The following is a 12,230-nucleotide window of genomic DNA, read 5'->3' as shown; positions in this document are numbered from 1 at the left end:
CGACGAATTTCGTGTTCGGGGTCGCGGCCAGCTTCGGGCCCTTGGCGTCCGATGAGGTCATGGTCGCGAAAGCCTCGCCGTTCACGCCCACAAGGCCGGTCGCCGCGATCGCACCCGCCGCGCGCAGCACGCGCCTGCGATTGTCGAAAACCGAGCGCGGCGTAATGTCGCTACTCGCAATGTCGTCGCCATACAGCGGGCGATTCCGCTTGATAAACATATCGATACTCCTGGAATTCACGTGAGGCGGAAAATGCTCGCCCGGCGCTCGGCGCCTACGCGCGTACGTCGATAGCGGATGAACACCGTAGCGGATGCAACTATTCCGCCCGCGCCAAGAAAAAACCGCCAGCAAGAAGTGCATGGCGGTTAGTTCGTTGGGAACAACGAAAAAGTTACAGCTTGCCGTAGCTATGCAGCCCCGACAGGAACATGTTCACGCCGAGGAACGCGAAGGTGGTAACCAGCAGGCCCGTCAGCGCCCACCATGCGGCGGCCGAGCCACGCAGGCCCTTCATCAGGCGCATGTGCAGCCATGCGGCGTAGTTCAGCCACACGATCAACGCCCACGTTTCTTTCGGATCCCAGCTCCAGTAGCCACCCCACGCTTGCGCCGCCCAGAGCGCACCGAGGATCGTCGCGATGGTGAAGAACGCGAAACCGACGGCGATCGACTTGTACATGACGTCGTCGAGCACTTCGAGCGACGGCAGCCGATCAGCGAGAACGCCATGCTCCTTGAATAGATACGCCACGCCCACCATGGCCGCCAGCGCGAAACTGCCATAGCCGATGAAGTTTGCCGGTACGTGGATCTTCATCCACCAGCTTTGCAGCGCGGGAACGAGCGGCTGGATCTGCTGCGCGTCCCGGGCGATGGAATACCACATCAGGAAGCCCACGGCCGCGCTGATCACGAGCAGGACGAACGCGCCCATCGCGCGGGTGCTGTAGTGCTGCTCGTAGTACAGGTAGAACAGCGACGTGATCAGGCAGAACAGCACGAACACTTCGTACAGGTTCGAAATAGGAATATGCCCGACATCCGAGCCGATCAGATAGGACTCGTACCAGCGCACCATCAAGCCGGTGAAGCCCATCAGGACGGCGGCCCAGGTCAGTTTCGAACCGATCGCGCCGCCCGTTGGTGAACGCGAAATCAAGCCGATCCAGTAAAACACGGTCGCCAGGACGAGCAGCGCGCTCATCCACAAGATGGCCGACTGGCTGGACAACAGGTATTTGAGGAAGAAGTTGGTTTCGGCACGCCCGAGGTCGGAGTGATAAAGCTGCAACGACGTAAGCGACAGCACCACGATGCTCGCTATCAACAACCGCACCGGTTTCCAGCGCCACCCGAGCACGACGAAAACAGGCACGGCGCAGCAAAGCACCAGCTTGTCGTAGTAATTCATGAACGGGTAGTAGCGAAACAACGCGAAACCCGCGCCGGCGACCATCGCCAGCGCGAACAACCAATCGGTCGGGTTGAGACGCTTCAGGAACGGACGTTCGTCGAACAGGGCGGCGTCGACGGGCACCTTGCCCTCGCGCTGCTGCGCCGCGGTCAATGTCGAATTCGAGGAGGCTTGTGTGAGGTCCATGTTCTTACCGGGTTGAATCTGTCGAGCGGGTGGAGTTCGCGTCCGCCGGAGCATTCTGCGGCGGGGAGTTCGGGGACGCCAGTTTTGCACCAAGCATGGCGCCGATCGCGTCGCGGGTTTGCACGAATTCCTTTTCGAAATCGAGGGTTCGACGCGCTGTGGACATTGCCATCAGCACGCTCGTACCGCCCGATGCCGTGTCTTTGAGCCAGAACCAGAGACGACGCTCACGTACGTAAAACATCGAGAAAATGCCGAATACGAGCAAGGCGCTGCCAAGATACACCACTTTTTTGCCCGGTGCCCGCGTTAGCTGGAACACCGACGCCTGGATTTGCCTGAACGAATCGAGTTGCAAGAAAACCGGCGCTCCGTAAAGAAAGCTGTCCGAAAGCGCATTGATCGACGATTGCACGAATGTGGTATTTTTCGCGTCCGGCTGAGCTTCTGGCAAGCCATTCTGGGCCCGGGAAAGTTGCCACAGATCCCAAGTCGCGCCTTCCAGCATGCGCAACAGCAAGCCCGCGGCCTTTTCCTGCTCGCCCTTGGGTACGGATTTATCGATAAAACCTGCGATTGCCTGGAAGCCGCCCAGCGTCTGGCCGGGCGTCGCCGGGCTAGCGCCCGTGTCGTCCGCGCCCGCGAAAAGATTTAGCACACGCGACGCGCTTTCTTCCAGATGCTTTTGCAGATCCTTGTTCGCTTCCGGCACGGAACGCATAGCGAACCGATGCGCCGCTTCCGCGCGCATTGCGGGCGTTTCAAGCGCGGCGCGCAGGTTCATCCATTGCTTGATGGAGCTTTGTTCGTCGGCGGGAATGCGCAAATAGCGGAACGGGTCGTTCGGGCTCACGCGCATGCCGGCGAGGAACATCGGCTGGCCTTGTACATCGACGGGCAGCATGTAGTTGTTGAACTCGCGCGCCTGGCCGTCCGTGCCGCGAACCTTGTATTGCACCGACGGCCCAACGTTGCGCAAATCCGTCGGTTTGGAGGTTTTCGCGCCGGAACCGAGGCGTTCGTCGAAGGCCTGCTTGAGCGACTGTGTCTGGCCAACGCCGCGCGCGTCGATCTGTCCGTTGCCGTCGGTCACGTTCTCCACGTTGATCGCGCGAAAGTCGCTGAACTCGATGCTCTCGCCCTTCCCGCCGATGATCTGCGGACTCATGGGCGCCGTTCCCCCGATCACGCCGTCGAACGGCGTGGTCGCCGCGCTCTGGCCCGACATCGGCCAGGCGGTCATGGAAAGCTTCGAACCGCCGTCCTGGAAGCTCGACTGATAAATCGAAATGCCGTCGTACTCGAACGGTTTGTTGACTTCGACGCGGGCCGGGATGCGCTTGCCGGTCTCATGATCGATCACCACGATATCGCTCGCGAACAGCTTCGGCATGCCGGTCGAGTAGTAATCGACGATGAACTTGTTCAACTGAATCGAAAACGGCAGGTCCTGGATCAGCGAGCCGTCCTGCTGGTTGAGGATGGCCGTTCCTACGTGCTGGCCTTCCGGCACCCACGCGTAGCCGCGAAACGTCGGGTTGGACTCCGACAAGCGATGCTCGGGCGGGATGTCATTGATGACAAGATTGCTCGCGATCGGCGTCTTGTTGAAGAGCCACATTTGCAGCTTGATCGGCAGGTTGCTGTCGAGCAGCCCGCCGATACAAATAATCACGATCGCGATGTGCGCCGAGATGTAGCCGAGCTTCGTCAGCGCGCCGCGCTTGGCCGCGATCAACGTCGCGCCGCTGTCGGTCTCCCGCGTCTTGAACTTGTAGCCCATCTTGCCCGTGAGGCGCTGGAGCTGGGCCGCCGTATCGGCGCGATTCGTCGCCACCTCGGCAAATTCGCCCTTGTGATGAAACGCGCGCAGGCTACCTTCGCGCACGCGATCCTTCCAGCTTTTTATGTCCGCGATCATCTTCGGGCCGTTGCGGATGACGCACAGCGACACCGAGAACACCAGGAAAATGAGGATCAGCATGAACCACCACGCGCTGTACACGTTGTACAGGCTTACGCCGCGGAAAATATCGGCCCAGAACGGACCGAACTGATTGACGTAGTTTGGGTACGGATCTTCCTGCGTGAGAACCGTCCCGATAATGCTCGCAATCGCAAGGATCACGAGCAGCGAGATGGCGAAGCGCATCGAACTGATCACTTCGATGGCCTGACGCACGCTGCTGCGACTCGATTTCGACTGCATTCCCGACGTGGTGACGCTCATTCAAACTCCGGCTGAACAGCAAAAAAGGGTGGAGACGCAAGCGGTCATCGACCGGCATCCCACCCTTTTTTTGTTTTGGCGCCGATCTCGCGGACCGGCTTCGTGATATGCGCTCGAACGATGCGCCTTTTTTGAGACGCCGCGGCGGATATTACTGCAACTTCGCCATAACGGCTGGCGTATATGGCGCGCTCAATGCAGCCCAGCGATGTAATCCGCGACCGCTTTCACCTCTGCATCGTTCAGGCGCAGCGCGATGGTATGCATGGGATCGCTGTTAGTACGAGTCCCTTGCGCGAACGCGGTGAGCTGCGCCGCGGTGTAGTCGGCCCATTGCCCCGACAACCGCGGATACTGCACCGGCACGCCCATTCCGGTTGCGCCATGGCACGCCGCACACGCCGGAACAGCCTGGTCAGCCACACCGCCGCGATAGATCTTCTGACCCAGCGGGACCGTGGCCTTGTCGTGCGCGTAACCGGGCTTGGCTTTCTGTGACTCGAAATAGGCAGCCACGTTGATCATGTCCTGATCGCTCAACGCAGCAGCCATGCCCGCCATGATTGGATTCGCGCGAGCAGGTCCCTTCGCACCCGGCTGCGTCTTGTAATCCTTCAACTGCTTCACGATATAGGCGGCATGTTGCCCCGCGAGCTTGGGAAACGCGCCCCCGGCGCTGTTGCCATCCGCTCCGTGACACGATGCGCAGACCTGGGTGGCGATTGCCTGGCCCCGTGCCACGTCTGGCTTGGCGGCGATGGTCGGATTGGCCGCGTCCGCCGCTTGCGCCTGATTCGTCCAGCCTACCAACCCCGCTCCGAATGCTGCCGTTAATTCCAGTACCATCAGAGTCTTGTACAGTCGGTTCATTCGCGTACCCTGTTTTTCGTCTTGTGAGAATGGGAGGTTCTGCAAAAAACGACGGCGACAGACGCACTGCAAGACACCCGACAGAAGACTCGATGCACGCTTGAAATTCACTCGCCGCGTGTCCCGAATCCTGTCCTTAACTCTGTCTCACTCCCCGTCTTACTCCTTACTCCGCTTGGGTCTTGCGTGCCCTAGCTGGTCTTCGTACAACCGTCGTATTGTACAATAACTCGCTAAACGCAAAGACGCCAGTCGGGGCAAGCCCAGTATCAAGTGGGTCTCCACAGCTCGAGTTTCCACAGAATTTCTTTATTGGCCTTCCCATGTCGTCATTCCTGCTCCATCAAGCCCGGTTCTTTACGACCGTCAATCACCTGCGCGACTTGCCTCCTACGCCCCAGCCGGAGATCGCGTTCGCGGGGCGATCCAATGCCGGTAAATCGACGGCCATCAACTTGCTGTGCAATCAAAAGCGCCTGGCTTTCGCCAGCAAGACGCCCGGCCGCACCCAGCACATCAACTATTTCGCTATAGGCCCAGCCGACGAACCGAAGGCGCACGTCGTCGACTTGCCGGGTTATGGGTACGCCGAAGTGTCGGGCAACGCGAAACTGCATTGGCAGCAATTGCTCTCTACCTATCTTCAGAGCCGCGCGCAATTGGTCGGGATGATCCTGATGATGGACTCGCGCCGACCGCTGACCGAACTCGACAAGATCATGCTCGACTGGTTCGCGCCGACCGGCAAACCCATTCATGCATTACTCACCAAATGCGACAAACTGACGCGGCAGGAAAGCATCAATACGCTGCGCGCGACCAAGAAGGCTTTCGATGAGTACACGGCGCAGGGTTATCGTGGCGCACTGACGTTGCAGCTTTTTTCGGCACTCAAGCGCGTTGGCCTGGACGAAGCACACGAAAAAATCGAAAGCTGGCTGATCCCGAAGTCGACGGAGGAAAGCGCTCCAGAGGACGAAGCGCAGTAAAAGGCGAAAATGCCCGGCTCGGCGCAAAATGACGCGCTGACGTAAAAAGACCCGCCGCAGGACGGCGGGTCAAACAGCCTGATCAAATTCTTTAAGAATCGCCACAGGCACCCGCTCAGGGAGGAGAAGCGGGGAGTTCAGCGCCAGGCGCCTACCTCGGTCCGTATGATATACCATCGGCTAGAAAAGGCTCGGAAAGCGACGGCAGACCGGCGGCAAACGCAATGGCAACAAGGCTGCCGACTATTTCACCCGCGGGTTCACTCGATCAACTTCCACGTAAATCTCCACGCAAAGTCATGAGCTTCTATCCCAATCATCGTCCGCGTCGCATGCGTCGTGACGACTTTTCGCGCCGCCTGATGCGTGAAAACATCCTGACCACGAACGACCTCATCTACCCGGTGTTTATTGTCGAAGGGACGAACGTGCGTCAGGCCGTTCCGTCCATGCCAGGCGTCGAGCGCACGTCCGTCGATTTGTTGATGAAGGTCGCCGAACAGTGCGTGGAGTTGGGCGTGCCGGTGATTTCGCTGTTTCCGGCCATCGAACCGTCGCTGAAGACGCCTGACGGTCGCGAAGCGACGAACCCGGAAGGCTTGATTCCGCGGGCGGTGCGCGAGTTGAAGAAGCACTTCCCCGACCTCGGCGTGCTGACCGACGTCGCACTCGATCCGTACACGAGCCACGGCCAGGATGGCGTGCTGGATGAGCATGGCTACGTGATCAACGACGAAACCAGCGAGATTCTCGTCGAACAGGCTCGCGCCCAGGCGGAAGCGGGTGTGGATATCGTGGCGCCTTCGGACATGATGGACGGCCGGATCGGCGCAATTCGCGAAATGCTCGAGAGCGAAGGGCATATTCACACGCGGATCATGGCCTACGCGGCGAAGTTTGCATCGGCGTTTTATGGTCCGTTCCGCGACGCCGTGGGCTCAGCCGCCAATCTCGGGAAGAGCAACAAGATGACGTATCAGATGGATCCGGCAAACTCCGACGAAGCCATTCGGGAAGTGCGCATGGACATCGGGGAAGGTGCCGACATGGTGATGGTCAAGCCTGGCATGCCGTATCTGGACATTCTTTATCGCGTGAAGGAAGAGTTTCGCTTCCCGACCTACGTGTATCAGGTCAGCGGCGAGTACGCCATGATCAAGGCTGCCACGCAAAACGGCTGGCTTGATCACGACAAGGCGGTGATGGAATCGCTGCTCGCATTCAAGCGCGCGGGCGCCGACGGCGTGTTGACGTATTTCGCGCTGGACGCGGCGCGACTACTGCGCGCATCGGAGTAATAGCGGCTCGATTGCGCTGGTGAGGTGGAAAAGGGCGACGCATTTGCGTCGCCCTTTTTCATGTTGCCGGGGCGTTGAGCTTGTCGAGGCTTTTCAGGAACTTATCCGCCGATTCGTAGCCGACCACGCGCACGACTTCGGCGCCCTGGGTGTTGAAGAAAATAATCCCCGGTGGCCCAAAGAGTCCGAAGCGCTTGAGCAACGCCTGGTCGTCAGTGTTGTTCGCGGTGACATCTGCACGCAGCAGGTTCAATTGAGCGAGACGCGCGCGCACGCGTGGGTCGCTGAACGTCGAATGTTCCATTTCCTTGCACGACACGCACCAGTCAGCGTAGAAATCGAGCATGGCGGGGCGGCCGGCCGCCTTGACCGCAAGATCCAGTTCCGCCGACGACTTCACCGGCGCGAAGGTTTCGCCCGGCCCGGATTGCTGCCCGGCGTTTGCTGCGATGGTGCCCGTGCGCGAACCGGTGGTGAAAACCGCGAGTGGCTTGAGCGGATCGGTCGAACCTGCGGCCAAGCCCACGACCAGAGTGGCGGCCCAAATCGCGAGCGCCGCGCCAAAGCCGTGGCCGAGACGACGCCAGATCGACACCGGTGATGCGCCCGCCGTAAACGTCCCCAGAGCCGCCGCTGCGATAAGTAGCCACAGAGCCGCCAAGGCCATCGCCACAGCGGCGCCTAGCACCGGCCAGACGATCCACAAGGCCGCCGCAAGCAATACGACGCCGAAGAACACCTTCACGCCGTCCATCCAGTTGCCGGCGCGAGGTAGAAGCGTCCCCGCGCCGAGCCCGATGATCAGCAATGGCACGCCCAGTCCGACGCCCATCGAGAACAGCGCTACGCCGCCAAGCAGCGCGTTGCCGGTGTGCGCGATGAACGCGAGGATCGCGAAGAGCGGCGCGGTCATGCACGCGCCCACCACGAGCGCCGACAGCGCCCCCATGACGACGACCGCAGCAACCTTCCCGCCGGACCTTTTCTGCGATGCCGCGTTGACGCTGTTCTGCCATCGAGCGGGCAACGCGATGTCAACGCCCGCGATCAACGTCAGCGCGAACACCGCAAGCAGCACGCCGAACGCGCCGAGGACCCACGGGTTTTGCAGCCAGGCGCCGAGGCTTTGCCCGATCATCGCCGCAAGCACGCCGAGGACGGTATAGACGATTGCCATGCCAAAAACGTACGCCGCCGATAGTCCGAACCCTCGCGCTCGCGTCACGCTTGCGCCTTCTCCGATGATGATTGCGGAAAGGATCGGGATCATTGGGTAGGAACACGGCAACAGGCTCAGCACGATGCCGGCAACGAAAAACAGGCCGATCACCGAGAAAAATCCGCCGCCGTCGAGCAATGATTGGGCGTAGTCGGCGTTGGTCGCGCGCTCGTACCATGGGATATCGGTGGTGAGGGCCGGCGTGAGCGCCGCTGTATCGGCCGACGTCAGCGCGGCGCCAGACACGTGGTAGACACGCTCCATTGGCGGGTAGCAGATGCCCTGATCGGCGCATCCCTGTCCCGTGACAGCGATATCGAACGGACCCGACGCCTGCTTCACCGGAATCCGTATTACAAGTTCTCCGCGATACGTCTCGACATCCTTGTTGAATGTCTGGTCGAAATGCACCTTGCCCGCAGGCAATTGCGGATCGCCGAGCGTCGCCGTACCGCTTTTCACCGCGAAAGCGAACCGCTCGCGATACATGTAGTAGCCATCCGCCACCTTATACCGAACGTCGATCTCGCCCGGCTTCTCGGTCGCGCTGAATTTGAACGCTACGGCGGGGTCGAGAAAATCGTCGGCAGCGTGTGTCGGAGAGACGAAGCAGATCAATAACGCGCAGCACGACATCAACGTCAGAACTGCGTAAAACGGCCGGCGAACCGAAAATGCGAGGGACTTAAACATTGATAGGACGTTGCGTTTCTGCGGTGATCCATTGCCCGTAGGCCAGCGACGCATCCGCTTGCCAGGAGACAATTTCAGGGGTTTCGTTAGGGTGATTCGACTCGATAAACCGCGCAAGTTCGTCTGCGCGAGCCAAGCTCGTCTTGAAGAGGAGTTGGACTTCCTCCGCGACCTCGATCTCGCCCTTCCATCGATACCGCGATTTCACCGCGCCCAATTCCGTCACACAAGCGGCGAGCCGGGCATCAAGAGCGCCTTCCGCTAGCGCAGCGGCAGCGTCGGCATTAGGGCACGTAGTCAAGAGGAGAACAACAGGCGAATTCATGGTGCGCTTCGATCAGACAGGTATCCACGAATCGTAGCATCGACGGCCAGCGCGCACATTCGTCCCAATGGCCAACGTGGCGCGCAATAAAAAAGGCCAAGCAAAGCTTGGCCTTTTTAGTCAAACGCGTGCGAGCTTATTCAGCTTCTTGCACGTCGTCGCCTTCAGCGAGTTCCGGGCGATCCATCAGCATGACCAGCGCCATCGGCGCATTGTCGCCCTGACGGAAGCCGAACTTCAGGATGCTCAAGTACCCACCCGGACGCGCTTCGTAACGCGGACCGAGCACGTCGAACAGCTTCGCGACGGAGTCGCGGTCGCGCAGGCGGTTGAACGCCAGACGACGATTTGCCAGCGACGGCTTCTTGCCGAGCGTGATCAGCGGCTCGACGACCCGACGCAATTCTTTAGCCTTCGGCAGCGTCGTCTTGATGACTTCGTGCGCGATCAGCGAGTTCGACATATTACGGAGCATAGCCAGGCGGTGGCTGCTCGTGCGGTTCAGTTTCCGCAAACCATGTTTATGGCGCATTTTGAAGTTCCTAATTAAACAAGTTTAGATCCAGCTCTTCTATTGCAATTTTGAGCATGTCCAAAAATGCACGGGCCGGTCGTAGAAAAAGCAAGACGCGGATTTTAAAGGAAAATCCGCGTCTTCGCCAGTCACGCGTACTACGTGTTTCCTGCTTACTTGTCGAGACCAGCCGGCGGCCAGTTTTCGAGCTTCATTCCCAGCGTCAAACCACGCGAAGCCAACACTTCCTTGATCTCGTTCAGCGACTTGCGGCCGAGATTAGGCGTCTTGAGCAGCTCGTTTTCCGTACGTTGAATCAAATCGCCGATGTAATAGATGTTCTCAGCCTTCAGGCAGTTCGCGGAACGAACCGTGAGTTCGAGATCATCCACCGGACGCAGCAGGATCGGATCGATCTGCGGCGCGCGCGACGGTGCTTCTGCCGCAGCTTCGGTACCTTCCAGCGCTGCAAACACGGACAACTGGTCGACCAGGATCCGAGCCGACTGACGAATCGCCTCCTCAGGCGAAATCACGCCGTTGGTTTCGATGTTCATCACGAGCTTGTCGAGGTCGGTGCGCTGTTCCACACGCGCGCTTTCGACTGCGTAGCTCACGCGGCGAACCGGTGAAAACGATGCGTCCAGCACGATACGGCCGATGATCTTGGCCGAATCTTCGCCATAACGGCGCACGTTGCCCGGCACGTAGCCGCGGCCTTTTTCAACCTTGATCTGAACGTCGAGCTTGCCGCCCTTCGACAGATGCGCGATCACGTGATCCGGATTGATGATCTCGCAATCGTGCGCGAGTTCGATATCGCCGGCCGTAACCACGCCTTCGCCTTCCTTGCGCAGCGTAACCGTGACTTCGTCGCGGTTATGCAACTTGAAAACGACGCCCTTCAAATTCAGCAGCAAGTTGACAACATCTTCCTGCACGCCGTCGATCGTCGAATACTCATGTACGACGCCGGCGATCGTCACTTCGGTCGGTGCATAACCAATCATCGACGACAACAGCACACGCCGAAGCGCGTTACCCAAGGTGTGCCCATAGCCGCGTTCAAACGGCTCCATGACCACTTTCGCGTGGCTGTCGCCAAGCGATTCAACTGCGATAATCTTGGGCTTCAACAAACTGGTTTGCATAGGTTTTCCTTTTCAATACCCTCGGCTCGTTACGCCGATAAGGCTGACCGGTGACAACCCGAAAATAAACAGCCGAGGTAACCCCTTGCCTTCGGCAATCAGGGTGCCTCGGCCGTTAATCCGATTAACGCGAATACAATTCGACGATCAGGCTTTCGTTGATATCGCCAGCGATATCGCTGCGGTCAGGCATGGCCTTGAACGTGCCTTCAAACTTCTTGGCATCGACCGTCACCCAGCCCGGCATTCCGCCTTGTTCGGCCAGGTTCAGCGCTTCCAGAATCCGCACTTGCTTCTTCGACTGTTCGCGAACCGCAACCACATCACCCGCCTTGACTTGCATGGAAGGGATGTTGTTGACCACACCGTTCACCGTGATCGACTTGTGGCCGACCAGCTGACGTGCTTCAGCGCGCGTTGAGCCAAAGCCCATGCGATACACAACGTTATCGAGACGCGATTCGAGCAATTGCAACAGGTTTTCACCCGTCGGGCCCTTGCGACGATCGGCTTCAGCGAAGTAGCGACGGAACTGGCGTTCGAGAACACCATAGATGCGCTTAACTTTTTGCTTTTCACGCAACTGCGTGCCGTAATCAGACGTACGGGCACCAGACGTGCGACCGTGCTGACCCGGCTTGCTATCGAGCTTGCACTTGTCGGCGAGCGAGCGGCGTGCGCTCTTCAGGAAAAGATCAGTACCTTCACGGCGGGACAGCTTGGCTTTAGGACCGGTATAACGTGCCACTTTGCATCCTTAAAATTTATCACGCGATGTTGTTCGCGCTAGTTCGGACCCAATAGTCCGAACGGTGGGCTTAGCTAGAATTCAACCTGCAGAATTCGAAACGCTGACCTCATAACGCAAGCAACCCGTCGACGCGCGAGCGTCAACAGGTGCAAGCGCCAAGCGAAGTCTTAGATACGACGACGCTTCGGCGGACGGCAGCCGTTGTGCGGAACCGGCGTGACGTCGGAGATTGCGGTGATCTTGATGCCAAGACCGTGCAGCGCGCGCACCGCCGACTCACGGCCAGGACCGGGGCCCTTGATCCGCACTTCGAGGTTCTTTACGCCGTACTCCATCGCCACACGTCCAGCTGATTCAGCCGCGACCTGAGCTGCAAAAGGCGTCGATTTACGCGAGCCCTTGAAGCCTTGGCCACCCGACGTTGCCCAGGCGAGTGCATTGCCTTGACGATCGGTGATGGTGATGATGGTGTTGTTGAACGACGCGTGAACGTGAACCACGCCCTCGGCGACGTTCTTCTTGACCTTCTTGCGAACGCGTTGCGCCGCGGAGTTGTTCGAAGCCTTAGCCATTACGTTTTCCTGTA

11 protein-coding genes and 1 pseudogene are annotated in these 12,230 nt (G+C 59.4%); 2 read left to right on the top strand and 10 right to left on the bottom strand.

Annotated features, from left to right (window positions below; all coding sequences use genetic code 11):
* The 4 genes and pseudogenes from WCA53_RS10440 to WCA53_RS10425 form a co-directional block, all read right to left on the bottom strand.
* Positions 1–220, bottom strand: a pseudogene (locus tag WCA53_RS10440) (protein-methionine-sulfoxide reductase catalytic subunit MsrP); the annotation flags it as partial.
* A gap of 175 nt (positions 221–395) precedes the next feature.
* Positions 396–1,604 carry a c-type cytochrome biogenesis protein CcsB gene (ccsB, locus tag WCA53_RS10435; protein ID WP_423908784.1) on the bottom strand — a complete coding sequence of 403 codons (1,209 nt, stop codon included), beginning with the start codon at positions 1,602–1,604 and terminating at the stop codon, positions 396–398.
* A 4-nt stretch (positions 1,605–1,608) separates the two neighbouring features.
* Positions 1,609–3,834, bottom strand: coding sequence for a cytochrome c biogenesis protein ResB (locus WCA53_RS10430; RefSeq protein ID WP_423908781.1), 2,226 nt, complete (start codon positions 3,832–3,834; stop codon positions 1,609–1,611).
* Between the two features lie 192 nt (positions 3,835–4,026).
* Positions 4,027–4,704, bottom strand: a complete 678-nt coding sequence (locus WCA53_RS10425) for a c-type cytochrome (RefSeq protein ID WP_423908778.1) — start codon at positions 4,702–4,704, stop codon at positions 4,027–4,029.
* A 323-nt stretch (positions 4,705–5,027) separates the two neighbouring features.
* Here WCA53_RS10425 and yihA point away from each other — a divergent pair, with 323 nt between their 5' ends.
* Positions 5,028–5,693 carry a ribosome biogenesis GTP-binding protein YihA/YsxC gene (yihA, locus tag WCA53_RS10420; RefSeq protein WP_423908776.1) on the top strand — a complete coding sequence of 222 codons (666 nt, stop codon included), beginning with the start codon at positions 5,028–5,030 and terminating at the stop codon, positions 5,691–5,693.
* 299 nt (positions 5,694–5,992) lie between these two features.
* Positions 5,993–6,991: a porphobilinogen synthase gene (gene hemB / locus WCA53_RS10415; protein ID WP_423908774.1), complete on the top strand. Its 999-nt coding sequence runs from the start codon at positions 5,993–5,995 to the stop codon at positions 6,989–6,991.
* A gap of 58 nt (positions 6,992–7,049) precedes the next feature.
* Here the strand turns inward: hemB and dsbD are convergent, their stop codons facing one another.
* The 6 genes from dsbD to rpsK form a co-directional block, all read right to left on the bottom strand.
* A complete protein-coding gene (gene dsbD / locus WCA53_RS10410; protein WP_423908772.1) occupies positions 7,050–8,903 on the bottom strand; it encodes a protein-disulfide reductase DsbD in 1,854 nt (617 codons plus the stop codon).
* The gene (gene cutA / locus WCA53_RS10405; RefSeq protein WP_423908770.1) at positions 8,896–9,228 is read right to left on the bottom strand and encodes a divalent-cation tolerance protein CutA; all 333 of its coding nucleotides are present in this window, start codon (positions 9,226–9,228) and stop codon (positions 8,896–8,898) included. Before cutA ends, dsbD begins: the two co-directional genes overlap by 8 nt.
* 136 nt (positions 9,229–9,364) lie before the next feature.
* Positions 9,365–9,760 (bottom strand): 50S ribosomal protein L17, encoded by a 396-nt coding sequence (gene rplQ / locus WCA53_RS10400; protein WP_423908768.1) that lies wholly within the window; start codon positions 9,758–9,760, stop codon positions 9,365–9,367.
* Positions 9,761–9,915: 155 nt separating this feature from the next.
* Positions 9,916–10,893, bottom strand: a complete 978-nt coding sequence (locus WCA53_RS10395) for a DNA-directed RNA polymerase subunit alpha (RefSeq protein WP_423908765.1) — start codon at positions 10,891–10,893, stop codon at positions 9,916–9,918.
* A 124-nt stretch (positions 10,894–11,017) separates the two neighbouring features.
* Complete coding sequence (rpsD, locus tag WCA53_RS10390; protein WP_423908763.1) at positions 11,018–11,641, bottom strand: 30S ribosomal protein S4; 624 nt, start codon at positions 11,639–11,641, stop codon at positions 11,018–11,020.
* A gap of 170 nt (positions 11,642–11,811) precedes the next feature.
* Positions 11,812–12,216: a 30S ribosomal protein S11 gene (gene rpsK, locus WCA53_RS10385; protein ID WP_006052224.1), complete on the bottom strand. Its 405-nt coding sequence runs from the start codon at positions 12,214–12,216 to the stop codon at positions 11,812–11,814.
* Positions 12,217–12,230: the final 14 nt, after the last annotated feature.

Origin of the sequence: Caballeronia sp., from assembly GCF_049581465.1 — a bacterium.
In the GTDB taxonomy this organism is placed as follows: domain Bacteria; phylum Pseudomonadota; class Gammaproteobacteria; order Burkholderiales; family Burkholderiaceae; genus Caballeronia.
This window is presented reverse-complemented; position numbering and strand designations above follow the sequence as displayed.